Below are 14,629 nucleotides of genomic sequence, written 5' to 3'. Positions count from 1 at the left end.
TCAATAAAGAATTTTTACTCCTTTTCAGCTACATGGAGCTCTCTGTGAAAAATTCATTTTATTTACTCTTCTCTTCACTGCATTTATTTTTTCCATATTATCACATATACATTTAACTGTAAATAAACAATAATCAGATATTTAACAACGTGTCACTGTTAGTTCTTTTATTTATTATTTTTTCTGAAAATTACGGTGCGTGAAATTACTCGCAACTCTAAAGAAAGAGCTATTTGCATATAGCTCCTTCCAAATGCCTGGATTAATTCGTATTCGCCTCTGTTAACGGTTGTAACGGCGGTTCTAATTCTAGTTCTAGTGTATCTCCTTCTTGTAAATCTTGTCCTTTTTCAATACTTTGACTCGTTACATAACCCGTACCAGAAGTTTTCAAATCTAATTTCAAAAGTTTAGAGAAATACATAACATCACGCATGGACCACCCTTTTACATTTGGCATTTGTGCGTTATTCCCTAATAAAAATATCCGATCACCTTCACTTATTACCTCGCCAGACTGTGGATATTGTTTTATTATTTTTCCTTCTCCTAAAATTATCGGTTGGAGTTTCTCTTTTTTTACATTATTCTCTACCGTATCCATGGATTGATTCACATAGTTTTGCACTTTTAATTGGGATTTTTCCGTTGCATCAGCTATTTGTTTTTCTGTATACGGTTTCACCTTTAAATATTCAAGGCTGTTTTTTATAACAGGTTTAAATATTTCAGCAAGAGGCTGAGCTCCATACTCATCTCCTTTTAACTTTGGCTGCTTAATAGCTAAGTATACGATTAACTCCGGATCGTCAATTGGAGCCATTCCTAAAAAGGAGAAAATGTAATTTTCTTTCCCTTCCATATATCGACCATTTTCAGGATTCGGGATTTGTGCTGTTCCTGTCTTACCTCCAATTGGATAACCATCCACTTTATACATTGTACCAGTTCCTTTTGAAGATGTTATAACACGCTCCATTAAGCTTCTAACCTTGTCCGCTGTTTCTTTTTTTATCGGATTCCCAATTTCTTTCGGTTGATTTTCCATAATAACTTCTTTGTTTGTTGGATTTACAACTTTATCAACGATATATGGTTGCATCATTTTCCCGTCATTTGCTATAGCAGTAGCCGCTTGGATTAATTGAATCGGAGTTACTGTAGAACCTTGACCGAAAGAAGTTGTAACCTGTTGAATTTGTGTATTTAATAATAAAGTATTTTTCCTTTCTCCAGGTAAATCTATCCCTGTTTTTTGATTGAATCCAAATTTATTCATATATTGCTTAAATTTATTTGGTTTCAGTAACTGATCTTCTAAAATAGAAAAAGCTACGTTTGATGACCTTTCAAATCCTTCATCAAATGTAATTGATCCCCATCCAAATCCACCATTATGGTCTTTTATATCAGATGAACCAACGGAATATTTTCCAGATTGAAAATATTCTTTTCCGTTATATACACCTTCATTAATGGCAGCTGCTAATGTAAAAACTTTCATTGTTGAACCTGGTTCATATGCATTTGCAATCGGGTCATTTAAAAAGTATTCGATATCACCTACATTAGGATTGTAACTAGGTTTACTAGACATCGCTAAAACCTTTCCTGTTTTTGGATCAGCAATAATGCCAATTAACATAGAAGGATCATAATGTTCTTGCGCTTTGTTCATCGCTTCTTCTAAAAAACTATTAATTTGTTTATCAAGCGTTAAATATACGTTATTCCCATTTTTAGCTGGTTCTACTTTACCTATATCATTTGTAAGCGGAATTCCCCTTCGTGTACCCACATATTCTATATTTCCGTTTGTAGAGCGCAAATATTTATCCAAACTCTTTTCAAGCCCAAACTTCCCTTCCGTATTCCCTTTATCATCTGGTCTAGCAAAACCAAGTATATAGGATGCAAAGTCTTCATTCGGATACACTCTTGCTTTTTCTGACATAAAAGATACACCTGGTATTTTTAAATCATTAATTTTTTCCTTCTTTTCCCTAGATAAGTTCCGACCAATTTTCCCAATTTCAACTTGCGTACGCCCTTCATGAAAGTTTTTTAATACTTCTTCTTTATCAATTTCAAGCGCATCGGCTAATTGTTGTGCGGTTTCATCTTTATTTTTCACTTTATCTTTTCCTTTTAAATTCACAACAACTCGATACGTTGTAGAATCTTGTACTAACACCTTTCCGCTTTGATCATAGATAGTGCCACGATTCGCTTCTAAAACACCTTTTTTATTATGTTGTTCATTCGCGAGATCCTTTACATTCACATTATGCACGACTCCTACTGCCTGAATATAGAATATACGCAAAATCATAATAAGAAACAAAACAATAAAAGCAATCATCATATATCGAGCGCCTTTATTCGTTTGGAGTTTTTGCATACTTATCTCCTCTCTTTTGGAATAGATTCGTACGAAGATCCGTTTTAAAATTTGTAGTTTTTGTTTGCGATACTATATGTTTCGAAGTTTTCTTTTTAATTCCTTTAAAACAATGCAAAACTAACTGTTGTTATTTTGTGTCATTATTTTATATATTTTAAATACGGTGCGTGAAATTTCAGAATATTAATTAGTACAACTTGATTACAGAGCACTCTAAACTCTTTTCGTATTTCCTATAAAAAAATTCCCCTCTGGATGTCCAAAGGGGAATTTTTATAGGAAAATTATGCGATATGGTTATATTTCGCTAAGAAAGGAATTCGTCTCGCTACTAATGCATACATTTTGAATACAAGTTTCGCTATTGGTTCAAACATACGTGTACTTTGCATTACTAAAGCGCTCGTAATAAGTGTTAAGAATGCTGCACCAAGTATATCTAAAGGATAATGAACACCTACGTACATACGTGATATACCGACTATTACTGCCCATAATAGCGCGATATATTTCAGTTTTTCTCCTCTAAGAATAAATACGAAGGCGATTGAAAATACAAGTACAGAATGATCACTAACGAATGATGAATCTGCTGCATGTGGTACTAATTGATGTACATCATGTGATACGAACGGACGCGGATGGTAATATACCGCGTGTATAAGAACATTTACTAATAATGCAATAATAACCGAAAGCGTCGTATATAAAACTGTATATTGTTTTCTAATTGCCTTTTCTTTCTTTCCATTATTAAACCATAAGATAAACATAAATAGAACGGCTACGTATGCAGCGCTATTTGTAATAGCAATCATTAACGTATCTAATAGTTTGGATGAATCAGCAAAATTATTAAACCACTGAAATACTGTGTAATTCATTAAACTCTCTCCTTACATACAAGTGTTCTTGATTTACACAGTATACAATACCATTATGAAAATAGGCTTAAACTTTTTTCATCTAATTCTCATTTTACTATTACTCATGTGACAATTATTAAACAAATTTTATACGCTATTTATGTATAAAGCCGGTAAGCCTTTATAATAAGGCGGTTCGTATTTTTTTCATGTTTGAAATACATAACATATTCATTTAAATATACTAATTGCAAAATCATATTTTTTAATTCATTTGAAGTACAATATTTCCGAATTGTTCCCCATGTTCCATACGGCTTAGTGCTCGAATTGCTTCTTCTAACGAGTAAACCTTATCAATAATTGGTTTAATTTGATATTTTTCAATAAACTTTATCATCTCATTAAATTCCTCACGGCTACCCATGGATGTTCCCATAATATCAATTTGATTATAAAATAATGCGCGTAATGGTAATTCAATTGTATCTCCTGAGCTTGCACCAAAATTCACGATTCTTCCATTTGGTTTTAATACATCAAAATATTTCAAGAAAGTTGCCGGGCCTATACTATCTATTATTAAATCTACTTTTTCACCTTGTAAGCTCTCTTCCCAATTTCCGGTACTATTAAAAGAAATATCTGCACCATATTTTTCAGCAAGTTCCCTTTTATTCTCTACCCTTGAAGTAACACTCACATTTGCGCCGATTGCTTTCGCGAATAACATGGCAAATGTAGCTACACCACCGCCTATTCCCGGAATTAAAACATGTTCACCGCACTTCAATCTACCCTTTGTAAAAAGTGCTCTATATGCTGTTAATGCGGATAAAGATAAAACACCTGATTCTTCCCAAGTAAGATATGCCGGCTTTTCTACTACATTTTCAGCCGGTACAATTACATATTCAGCAAACGTTCCACCTTTCGGTCCACCTAGCACTTCCGGTAACTCTGGTACTTCAGTAGCATGTTCCCATCCAATACTAGGATTAATAATAACTTCTGTATGTAGTGTAATATTTGAAACTCCTTCTCCTATTTCTGTAACAATTCCTGAGCCATCTGACCCTATTACTAATGGTAGATTCATTTCTTTTCTATTGTTTATAATAAATAAATCCCTATGATTTAACCCTGCAGCTTTTAACTTTATTTCTACTTCACCTGCATTAGGACTTATCTCAGGTGAAAATTTATATTCTAACCCCTCTAATCCTTTTTCATATTGATGTACAATAGCTTTCATTGCTTAATTCCCCCTTAATATTTCCAATGTACTAGAAATATCAAAATAAATAAAATAGTTTGCCTCCAATAATTAGAAATTATATATTTTGTCATGAAAAAAACAAAAAATCCTCTCCCTATAAAAAGTATAGGAAGAGGTTTCAAAACTAGTTAGATAAGAATCTATAAATTTATTGAATTCTAGCCAATTCTAATATTTTTCGAATAAATGGCGCTTTTGCCTTTGTATATGAAACACGATCAAAAGCATATGTAATAGCAAGCCTCTCTTTTAATTCTCTATATTCTTTACGTGCCCATTCATGGCTTATTAGAAAGTCACGAAATAAAATATTGTTTCTCCACTCATCACTATTATAAATATAAATATGTAAATGATGAGTACCCGCTCTCCATTTTCCCTTTCTAAAAAAACGCCAATTGGTTGCATCTTTTGGAACATACTCATATCCAATTTCCGATAGAACTTCAATCCAGTTTTCAGTAATTTGTAAGTCTGTTACGCCAATCATCATATCAATAAGAGGTTTAGCTCCTAATCCTTCTACTGCTGTGCTTCCTATATGTTCAACAGCAATTATTTCTTGTCCTAACAAGGAACAGAATTTCTCTTTTTCTTTTATATACTCTTCAACCCAGTCTTTTTGATATGCTTTAATAACAATTTGTTGATCCATTGTATTCACCTCTTTATAAGTGTTTATCATTATATTTATAAAATTTTATATTATTAGCATAGGATTTCCATAAAATATGTCGAATAGTGGAATATACAACATAATTATATTAAATGTGAGGTAATCTATGAAAGATAATTCCGTGGAAATTCAGTTAAATAACGTAACATTCCAATTAAAAGAATATCATAATTTTGATTGGCTTATTAAATTAGGGACCGTATTTGCAGTTTTTGACCAGCAAGACTCAGGTAATATAAGTTTTGGTGTAGAAAAAGATGGGCATAAGAAATTTATCAAATACGCAGGAGCACAAACAATTGCATTTGAAGGAACAACGGGTCACGCTATTAAAAGGCTAAAAAATTCAGTTACTATCTATGAAGATTTAAAACATGAATCGCTCATAAGACTAATTGATCATTTTCCAGCTCAATCTGGATATGTATTAATTTTCGATTGGTTTGATGGTGAATGTCTTCATTCGCATTGGAGTTTCCCACCTCCTGAGAAATATAAAAATCCAAACTCACCATTTTATAAATTTAGGCATTTATCTGCTATAGAACGAATTCATTCCTTACATTCCCTTTTTTCTTTCCATACTTATGTAGAAAAGAAAAACTATGTAGCGATAGATTTTTATGACGGTAGTATTTTATATAATTTTAATACAAACGAAACAAAAATTTGTGATATAGATTTATACAGTAAGAAACCTTACATAAATAAAATGGGCCGGCTATGGGGTTCCTCCCGTTTTATGTCACCAGAGGAATTTGAACTAAACGCAACAATTGATGAAAGAACAAATGTATTTAATATGGGAGCAATGGCTTTCTCACTTTTAGGCGGTGAAAAAGATCGTTCTTTTATAAAATGGGAAGCAAGTAAGGAATTATATGAGGTAGCGTATCGTGCTGTAAATAAAGATCGCGCAGAACGGTATGCATCAGTTACAGAATTCTACGAAGCGTGGTTAAAAGCAGCTAACGCAGAAAAGATATAACCCTAAATTATTAAAAGAAATATAGAGTTTATACTATACTTGTTTTGTTTTCTTTGCTATTGCAAACTTCAAAAAAGCTGCAAGTAGGAGGAGGAGCGGTATTCCCTGAATAAAGAGACATCCTCCAAAAAAATCAAGCGTAGTGCTATATGGAGAGTCTGTTGCCATCACACCTATAAATAAAGCCATTGGACTTGTGAGTAGATTTATCCCTAAACAGATCATTATCAATGATAGATTTTTAGCCTTAATTTTTGATGAACCAGACAAGAAAAATAAAAATATCGCAGTACCAAATATAAGAAACAGTGTTACATAAAAACTTACCATAATATCCCTCCATGAATCTAATTGTACCATTAGAAAGGACAAATTTGAATAAATAGGATATTTATGTAAGTCAGATATAGTGTCTCTTTATCAGTGGCAAGAAAAAAGTGGATCCCTACTCTCTCACAAGGAATCCACTCTTTCTATTTCTACAACTCTATTTATATACGTTCCTCTTTTTGTCCTTACGAGAACTGCCATCACTAGATCATTAACATAATTATCTTTAGCGGAAGTTAAAGGTTTTTATTTTCTTGCTCAATTAAAGCACCTGTTAGTTAAAGATTATGGATAATTAATTTGAAAGTTTTTTATCTAAATACACCTTTTCTTTTGGAAAGCCAATCTTCTAAGGCATCTTCGTGTAGTTTTGTGAATAATTTTGGTATTTGGTCTATTGGGAAGTATTTTAAATCCAAAGTCTCAATACCATCTACAGTAAGTTCTCCACCAATTGGCTTACATTGAAAACAATGAGTGATAGTCTGAGCTTTATCTCCGTTCGGAAACTCACCAGAATATTTAGAATAGACACCTATAAGATGTTCAACTTCAACATTTAATCCTGTCTCCTCAAATATTTCTCGTTTAGCGGTTTCTTCAAGAGATTCTCCAAGTTCCATAGCACCACCTGGAAGACCCCATTCATTTCTATCTCCCCGTTTTTGTAAAAGAATTTCATTTCGTTCGTTATAAACAATACCTCCAGCAAAATTAAGAAATATTAAATCATGTCCTACTTTTCCCCGGATATAACGAATGTAGTCCTTATTTGTAGTCATAAATTCCCTCCTAATTTATATATAAAATACAAATTAATTACATATAAAGATAGAAGAAAATAGTAACAAAAATGATAATATTCCTTATTCTCATAAGGGATTTGCCCTTTACTTTTTATCAATCTATGCGTTTATTAACCATTTCTATTCTAATACCTTCATTTCCTAAATCCCCTTTCAAAATAAAGCGAACACCATTTCTTAAAACAATTTTATCGCAGTTCTAAAAATTGGTGTCCTCTAGTTTTCTAGCCGGACTATATTCTATTTTCAAGCCCATTTCTATCTCCCCATGAATAAAACTCAACGTTCTGTTTATACTACAACTACATCTAGAGACACATCACTGTTTAGAGCGGCTAGGTTTTGTTAGCTGCTCTTTTGTGTTTTACACAAATAAAATCAATAACTCCGCATATAATATCTATGTAGCTAGACTATTGCCTCTGTATCGAGCAGTTAGGCTGGGCTAAATGCTCTCTTATTTATGACAAAATAAAACTTTTAAACAGAATTACTTTCGTATAACATTTTCAATCTCGCTTACACTATAACTGTAAATTTAAGTTACACATCTATTACTTGTAGGGCCTAATTTTCTTTTGTGTAACAATTGGTTAGCTCATAAAGTTAACCAATTTGTTGCCTTAAATATTTTTTATTTCTCAATACTTAATACCTAGAATTAATTCTAATTTATTGGCATTAAACTATTGACATTGATTTTCCTCATATGCAATTTTTGAAAAGGCCTTTTCTCTCACATTAGGCTCTTTTATTTATTAAAAAAAAGATTATTTTATATAGATTACTATAAGCATCCATAAAGCCAAAGCACCAATGATAGCGAGTACTATACGTGTAGATAGTATCCTTACTTCAAAGTCTGTTTTCTTGGAGGGTTCAGGATATGCAATTATGTAAATTCCCTTTAATAATGCAAGCCATGCAATAACCGTTAGGAATCCCCGCCAGTTGAATCCCCATACATTATGTAGAATTACAGTACCTAATCCTAGGAAAATCGATAGAAAACCATACATAATACCAAACCCTCTGTCTTCAACCACTAATTTTTTTAAGTCATGTAACACCGATGGACGGACGAATAGTATTCCCGATACGATAACCGTCATCCATCCCCAGAACAGCCCTAAAAAAGTACTAGTTTCCATTATTATTTCACTCCCCTCAATTATATTTATATTTCAGATATTCCTTCCTTTAGAACAATTCCAGCACTTTTCACATTTACAATAACTAAATATTCCCATCTTACCAGTTCTAAAATCTTCATTGTCATGACTATTAATAAGTTTATATCTTTGTATACATTTAGGTTATTTTAATTTACCCAACCAATTTCCTAACATAAATTAATTCCTTTCCTCTAGAAGATACTCTTTCTATTCCCACCCTCTTAAGGATATATCGGAAAATATCTCCAATCATTGTAACGTGGTAGCTTGTTTTTCTTTAAACAAAAGGATTATTTTGTTTAAAAATTCATTCCAATTTATAACCACTATATTTTTCTTATATTTTCCATTAAAATTTAATAGCAATATTTTGATAACAAAGGATCAACCTATGAAGCATAATATAAATCTATGGTCTTTTATTTTTTCATTCGTTTGCATTGCTTTTTTTCTTTTATATCTTGAAGTATGCACACCTGAAATGAATGCGTCGTTTATAAATATCGTTTATTTTCACCCTTTATTTTTTGTACTCATTTTTTCAATAGGAACTTTTTTTGCTGGTATTAAAGGATTCTCTAAAGCAGGTAATTGGATAACAATGCTTAGAAGCATAGTAACAGTTCTGCTAACATTGTTATTATCAGTGTTTTTAACACTAACTTTAATCATTGCTTATGCATTAAGTTAAATGTAATTCTTCACGAATAAAACTAAATATTACGTCAATACTATATATGACATTAGATTTTCTCCTTGTTCCCCCTTGGAGATGAGCAGTTAGTTTTTGTTAACTACTCTTATTTTCTACAATTGGTTTCATTTACCTGATGTATTTAACGTAATATTAAGTTACGATATAAACGAATAAAATATATTTGGCTGTTATACCATTACCCTAGGAAACTAGGGTTTTTATTTCTATAAAATGAAATTTTTATTGTAATTACTCACCTATAGTTTTATATTTTTCAAACATTCCTTCCGGAGAGTATTTACTAGCTGCCTTATCATTAATTCCGTTCTTCCTAATGCTAAAGCAATTTCCTTCACCTTTCCGAATCCATAATACTTATATATGTAGGCTAATCCTGTCGTTGTATACGGCTTCTTATGATTCGGATGGTAATCGGGATGATACTTCATTCGGCCCTGCGCATCATATTGAACTTCCACCTTGATCACTTTCCTTTCAAATGAAGTTTTTATTAAGCTACTTGATAAGCTTTACAAACTCATGATTCATCTTCGTCTGCATCAATCCGCAAAGAATATTTCTACCTTCAATTTCAAACCATTCTTCATTACGGCCGTCGCCTCAAATACTCCGCTTATATGATCAAATTTCTTGATATCCTCGTCCTCTAACATTCCGAATTCTTCTGGGAGACTATCGTAGAATTTTTCTACTGCATTTTCTAAATCATACTGACTTTTATATGTTTGTTCGTGAATTAACTGGACCTCCATTTTCATCCTCCTTTTCTAATAAAATAGCGTTTTTGTTTAGTTTCACTCTAAAAGTAAAATTTTCATTTTTTCATTCAACCAAGTTCATAACATATTCTTTTCCCCCGATAAAATAATGATTAGGTGTCCCATGCGCATTTTATTCATTGGAAATAATACCTTTCACGTACTTACGTATTAGAAACTTCATTTCTGCTTCTTCTCCACTAGCAATTTTGTTCACTTTTTTGATACATTTATGAAACATTCACATGTTATCTTCAATATGTTCTATTCTTTTTGAAAAACCATGTGAGAATACCAAAATAAGAAGCCCTAGAGCCCTAACTCTAGGGCTTCTTGTTTTCAAATAAGGATTTTGCTAAAAAACTACACATTTATTAAGAACATGCATAAAATATAATGTGGTATTCTTTTTCAATATTAATGTTTATCCGAGAGCGCCTTGAATGGCGCTCTTTAATTTCCAAATAACATTTTTAGATAATTACGAGAGCGGATTTTATTATGTTGTACAAGCACTACTTCATTTTATTAAATAGACTATATAGATATTTAAAAGAAGGGAGCTTTAAATTCATATGGCTGATTACTTTTATAAAGATGGTAAAAAATATTATAAAAACCAATCACATTCCAACAATCAAAAAAATAACTGTTTTATTGAAACTCATACGATAGCTGGTTCTGCAGAAAATGAAAATGGAAATATACCTGTGTCAGTTTTCCTTGAAACCACCGCTCCACAAACTGTATTTGAGGATTTTACAAACAATCATAACAAAACATTAATTCAGTTATTCGTTGTCGGTATGAGTGCACCCGTTCAAGTAACTATTCTAACAAGAAGATCTAACGTACCAATTACTACTACATTACAACCTGTTCAAACAAAAATATTTCAAGTTGAAGATTTTCAAAGTCTTACTCTTACAAAGCAGGAAGGTTCTACTAGTGTAGTTAGTTTATTTGTTCAAAAAACATTTTGTATATGCTGTAACGATAATAACGATTCATGTGATGAATATTACCAAGAATGTAATTGATAGATTAAATCACCAGAAAAACCCTTTATATAAAGGGTTCTTTTCCTTTTACTCCCCTCATTTTCCCGTTTTTTATTAAAATAACGATTTTATTATGTTTCCTAACTTACAGTAATGTCCTTAAAAAACATTCATATATATTTATCAGATGCACTTTTAAATCCCAGAGTATCAAATACTTTTAAGAGTTGACTGACCAATAATATTCGAATTATCTTTAAAAACTTATTAAAAATAACTTAGATACAAAAAAGCTACGTTTTATATAGGATAAAAAATTATCTTAAGTAAAGGAGCTTGATTATTTGTGAATTATCAAAATGATAACAACTCTAACATTCACAAACCTTATTCTTGTCCATCTCCCACGGCTAACAGTTTAAATGTTGTTCAAACTACCCCATCAATAGTTTCTGTAAACTCTGCGATTCCACTAGATACTGTGGTAAATTCTAATGGCACGGCAATCTCATTCACACCACCAACAACTGTTTTACTTGAAGGTGGAAGAACCTATTTGGCAATCTATGAAGTGCAAGTTATCATTCAACCAGGAGGTAATTCGGCAGGTATCACTATGTATCTGAATAATAATCCCATCATTGGATCAGGTACTTCTCTAGGATATACAGCCGGATTCACTTCTGTATCAGCCCCCGCAATTTTCACTACACCTCCAGGTATAACAAGTACTCTTACTGTTAATGTAGGACCATATTCTAATACATTGAATACGTTGGGCTTAACTCTTGCTGTTGTAGCATTAACATAATAAAATGTAAAACTCTCTAAAATGATTTTATTTGTCCCTTAACTGTCTATTGGGCTAGCCTCTAAGAACTCCCCATAACTACATATAGAAAAAGTACATTATTTGGTTCGATAGTACTAGGTGACTCGGCTAGCACAATTGTTGAGTCACCTATTTTTTTATAATAAAATAACGCTTTTAATTTTATTTCCATGAATACAGCAAAAAAAGAGGCCCTATGGCTCTTTTTTTATTCCTTAATAACAATCTAAATATGATAAAATATATCCATCACTCATATGTCCAAATATGTAATTTTCATAGCACCAAAATTACAACTAGACTTATATATAAATAAAAAAAGCACTCATTATGAGTGCTTTTTAAAGGTTATAACCTATCCATTTTTGTCCTAACGATGTATTAATTAAATACCATGCTTGTTTTACTTTGACAGATTGATAAGCAACATAACCTACTACATTTGGGTTACCAGGACCATTATATAAAGGTTGTTTAGATCCAACATAATTCAATAATTGAGATCCGCCGCTTGTATAAAGATCCGCTTTATGATTTCCGTAAGCCATAGCTTTTGAAGAATTGATAGACATAAATGCGAATGCTAGTACAAAAAACACTACAAAAACCTTTTTCATTTTCTTTCCCCCTTGCATTATTTTATATTTCCATTTTTTGTATTACTTAATTTTCAGTATATTGTAAATATAAAATTAGCAGTAACTTACATATCATATCCTATAACTGAATTTGTTCATATATGGTAAAATATATCCATCGCTCATATGTCCAACTATGCAATTTTCAAAGTAGCAACATTACAACTAGACTTATACAACATAATTCAAAACAAAATGAAGGAGTGTTTTAAGTGAAAGGACATATTCGAAAAAGAGGAAATAAGTACTTAGTGTGTTTCTGGTTATAAGACAAAAAAGAAGCAGTAAAAAATGTGACGAAAAAGATTACGGATTTAAATGAAGGGACTTTTGTGGAGCCGTCTAAGCTTACTTTAAAAGACTATCTCGTTCAGTGGCTAGAAATTAAAAGGATGAGTTTAGAAAAGAATACCTAGGTTTCTTATAGTAGCAACATAACCCACCATGTTTTACCGAACATGCAGAAAGAAGTAGTAAAAAGTTTTGGTAAAATTATCTTTGAATAGCTAATGTTTGCATTTTATAAAAAAAGCTAAATAAATCTTGTATGAACAAGGTTTATACATCCTAACACATGTTATCATGTATAATACATATGTTAAGTAAATTCAGAATAACGAGGCAACTATTATGGACTTTGTTTATATTAATCAAAACGTATTAAATAATCTTCTATACATTTTATGTAGTATATTTGTTTTTTATTTCATATATGATAGCAGGCATTATTTGAAAAAATACAAAATATTACTGATTACCCTTTGTTCTAGTATCCCGCTTATTTTATGTATGCGATACCCTATCTATATGGATGAAAGTTGTATTCATGATTTAAGACAAATTCCGGTCATAATAGGTACGCTTTATGGTGGATTCCCTGTCGGTATCATATTGTTTACAATTTTATTAATTACAAGATTTATATTTTATGGCTTTAATATGCTGACAGTCGTTGTTTACGGAATAATGTTCATCGTTACAGCACTCGCATCTTCAAAATTTAATACATATAATAGAAAGCTTAAAGTAGCTTTTTCCATGTTTTTAACCTTTTTCCTAGCAATATTTACAACTGTAATTGTATTAACTTTATCAGATTTTGAAGTGAATAATTTGTATATTATTTATTTCATGGTATTACCGACTACTTTAATGTTATTTATTGTTTATATAAATGAAGTTATAAAAGATGCTGTATTAATGCGCTCAAAATTAATTAAAATGGAAAAAATGGAGATTGTTAGCCAACTCGCTGCAAGTATATCGCACGAAGTAAGGAATCCTTTAACGGTTGTAAAAGGATTTACACAGCTTTTAAAAACACCAAATTTAACTCCTGAATCAAGAGACGAATATATTAAACATATACTTGAAGAGTTAAATCGTGCCCAAGAAATTATCGATGATTACTTAACGTTTGCCAAACCTGCTCCAGAAAAATTAGATCAAATTTCAGTAAAGCAAGAGTTAAATCGAGTTATTAATATGATATTGCCATTGTGTAATATGAATACGATACATATTACACAGGATTTTTCTGAGGCAACCATTGTTGGTAATAAACAGCACTTTCAACAATGTTTTTTAAACTTAATAAAAAACAGTATTGAAGCAATGCCTAATGGTGGTACCTTAAATATTTCCTCATCTATCAATAATAGTAAAGTTGAAATACGAATTGAAGATAGCGGAGTTGGAATGTCACAGGAGCAAATACATCGATTCGGTGAACCGTATTTTAGTACAAAAACAAAAGGAACTGGTTTAGGTACGATGGTTGCTGTTAAGATTATTGAGACGATGCATGGAAGTTTAAAAATCCGAAGTATCATTAGTAAAGGAACAACTTTAACGATTACGTTCCCGAAATATAGTAAGAATACGCATTTAAACAAATAAAAAAGGAGCATAGTTGCTCCTTTTTTATTTGTTTCGATACATAAGTATCTTCAATGTTTTTTTAGTTTACATTTGTGAAGACTAATTAAAAATTAATATCCTCCGCCCCAGCAGCTGCATCCTACAATTATTAATAGAATGAATAACACAACTAATAAAGCGAAACCTCCACCAAAACCACAAGAACCACCGTAACTCATATTTTCTCCTCCTTTTGGTTTGAAAACTAATAGGTAGTTGATCATTTTAACTGGTTCGT

General features: G+C 31.5%; 14 protein-coding genes, 3 pseudogenes and 1 other annotated feature (1 of these 18 cut by a window edge). Of the genes and pseudogenes, 6 read left to right on the top strand and 11 right to left on the bottom strand.

Going from position 1 to position 14,629, the window contains the following annotated elements; all coding sequences use genetic code 11:
• Positions 1 to 87: a binding site (T-box leader), on the bottom strand; it reaches 172 nt to the left of the window's first position.
• A 175-nt stretch (positions 88 to 262) separates the two neighbouring features.
• The 4 genes from AC1Q51_RS04840 to AC1Q51_RS04825 all read right to left on the bottom strand — a co-directional run bounded on the left by AC1Q51_RS04840 (position 263) and on the right by AC1Q51_RS04825 (position 5,204).
• Positions 263 to 2,401, bottom strand: coding sequence for a penicillin-binding protein (locus tag AC1Q51_RS04840; protein WP_161114297.1), 2,139 nt, complete (start codon positions 2,399 to 2,401; stop codon positions 263 to 265).
• Between the two features lie 287 nt (positions 2,402 to 2,688).
• On the bottom strand, positions 2,689 to 3,288 hold the full coding sequence (locus AC1Q51_RS04835; protein WP_001110122.1) for an undecaprenyl-diphosphatase: 600 nt from the start codon (positions 3,286 to 3,288) through the stop codon (positions 2,689 to 2,691).
• A 247-nt stretch (positions 3,289 to 3,535) separates the two neighbouring features.
• Entirely contained in the window at positions 3,536 to 4,525 is a 990-nt protein-coding gene (locus AC1Q51_RS04830; protein WP_492331402.1) for a zinc-binding dehydrogenase, read from the bottom strand.
• 172 nt (positions 4,526 to 4,697) lie between these two features.
• Entirely contained in the window at positions 4,698 to 5,204 is a 507-nt protein-coding gene (locus AC1Q51_RS04825; RefSeq protein WP_000372679.1) for a GrpB family protein, read from the bottom strand.
• A gap of 127 nt (positions 5,205 to 5,331) precedes the next feature.
• On the opposite strand from AC1Q51_RS04825, the gene AC1Q51_RS04820 reads away from it, so the two are divergent.
• The gene (locus AC1Q51_RS04820; protein ID WP_106824939.1) at positions 5,332 to 6,213 is read left to right on the top strand and encodes a protein kinase domain-containing protein; all 882 of its coding nucleotides are present in this window, start codon (positions 5,332 to 5,334) and stop codon (positions 6,211 to 6,213) included.
• A 33-nt stretch (positions 6,214 to 6,246) separates the two neighbouring features.
• Here the strand turns inward: AC1Q51_RS04820 and AC1Q51_RS04815 are convergent, their stop codons facing one another.
• From AC1Q51_RS04815 to AC1Q51_RS04805, 3 genes are all read right to left on the bottom strand, one after another.
• Positions 6,247 to 6,543, bottom strand: a complete 297-nt coding sequence (locus AC1Q51_RS04815) for a hypothetical protein (RefSeq protein ID WP_000253417.1) — start codon at positions 6,541 to 6,543, stop codon at positions 6,247 to 6,249.
• A 311-nt stretch (positions 6,544 to 6,854) separates the two neighbouring features.
• The gene (locus tag AC1Q51_RS04810; RefSeq protein WP_000210489.1) at positions 6,855 to 7,325 is read right to left on the bottom strand and encodes an NUDIX hydrolase; all 471 of its coding nucleotides are present in this window, start codon (positions 7,323 to 7,325) and stop codon (positions 6,855 to 6,857) included.
• A gap of 794 nt (positions 7,326 to 8,119) precedes the next feature.
• Complete coding sequence (locus AC1Q51_RS04805; RefSeq protein WP_098256568.1) at positions 8,120 to 8,500, bottom strand: hypothetical protein; 381 nt, start codon at positions 8,498 to 8,500, stop codon at positions 8,120 to 8,122.
• Positions 8,501 to 8,915: 415 nt separating this feature from the next.
• Here AC1Q51_RS04805 and AC1Q51_RS04800 point away from each other — a divergent pair, with 415 nt between their 5' ends.
• A complete protein-coding gene (locus AC1Q51_RS04800) occupies positions 8,916 to 9,215 on the top strand; it encodes a hypothetical protein (protein ID WP_098256567.1) in 300 nt (99 codons plus the stop codon).
• Positions 9,216 to 9,470: 255 nt separating this feature from the next.
• Here the strand turns inward: AC1Q51_RS04800 and AC1Q51_RS04795 are convergent.
• Positions 9,471 to 9,700 (bottom strand): annotated as a pseudogene (locus tag AC1Q51_RS04795) (DNA-entry nuclease).
• Between the two features lie 59 nt (positions 9,701 to 9,759).
• Positions 9,760 to 9,994, bottom strand: a pseudogene (locus tag AC1Q51_RS04790) (hypothetical protein).
• Between the two features lie 581 nt (positions 9,995 to 10,575).
• On the opposite strand from AC1Q51_RS04790, the gene AC1Q51_RS04785 reads away from it, so the two are divergent.
• Entirely contained in the window at positions 10,576 to 11,040 is a 465-nt protein-coding gene (locus AC1Q51_RS04785) for an exosporium protein D (protein ID WP_098289732.1), read from the top strand.
• A gap of 307 nt (positions 11,041 to 11,347) precedes the next feature.
• Entirely contained in the window at positions 11,348 to 11,812 is a 465-nt protein-coding gene (locus tag AC1Q51_RS04780) for a hypothetical protein (protein ID WP_492331401.1), read from the top strand.
• Between the two features lie 362 nt (positions 11,813 to 12,174).
• Here AC1Q51_RS04780 and AC1Q51_RS04775 read toward each other — a convergent pair whose 3' ends face one another.
• Positions 12,175 to 12,450 (bottom strand): hypothetical protein, encoded by a 276-nt coding sequence (locus AC1Q51_RS04775; protein ID WP_492331400.1) that lies wholly within the window; start codon positions 12,448 to 12,450, stop codon positions 12,175 to 12,177.
• A 233-nt stretch (positions 12,451 to 12,683) separates the two neighbouring features.
• Here AC1Q51_RS04775 and AC1Q51_RS04770 point away from each other — a divergent pair.
• Together AC1Q51_RS04770 and AC1Q51_RS04765 are read left to right on the top strand one after the other, a co-directional pair.
• Positions 12,684 to 12,884, top strand: a pseudogene (locus AC1Q51_RS04770) (site-specific integrase); the annotation flags it as partial.
• A 217-nt stretch (positions 12,885 to 13,101) separates the two neighbouring features.
• Positions 13,102 to 14,370 carry a LytS/YhcK type 5TM receptor domain-containing protein gene (locus AC1Q51_RS04765; protein WP_002094037.1) on the top strand — a complete coding sequence of 423 codons (1,269 nt, stop codon included), beginning with the start codon at positions 13,102 to 13,104 and terminating at the stop codon, positions 14,368 to 14,370.
• 92 nt (positions 14,371 to 14,462) lie between these two features.
• On the opposite strand, the gene AC1Q51_RS04760 is transcribed toward AC1Q51_RS04765, so the two are convergent.
• The gene (locus tag AC1Q51_RS04760; RefSeq protein WP_000120182.1) at positions 14,463 to 14,570 is read right to left on the bottom strand and encodes a YjcZ family sporulation protein; all 108 of its coding nucleotides are present in this window, start codon (positions 14,568 to 14,570) and stop codon (positions 14,463 to 14,465) included.
• Positions 14,571 to 14,629: the final 59 nt, after the last annotated feature.

It is taken from the genome of Bacillus sp. MT94, assembly GCF_058792475.1.
This window is presented reverse-complemented; position numbering and strand designations above follow the sequence as displayed.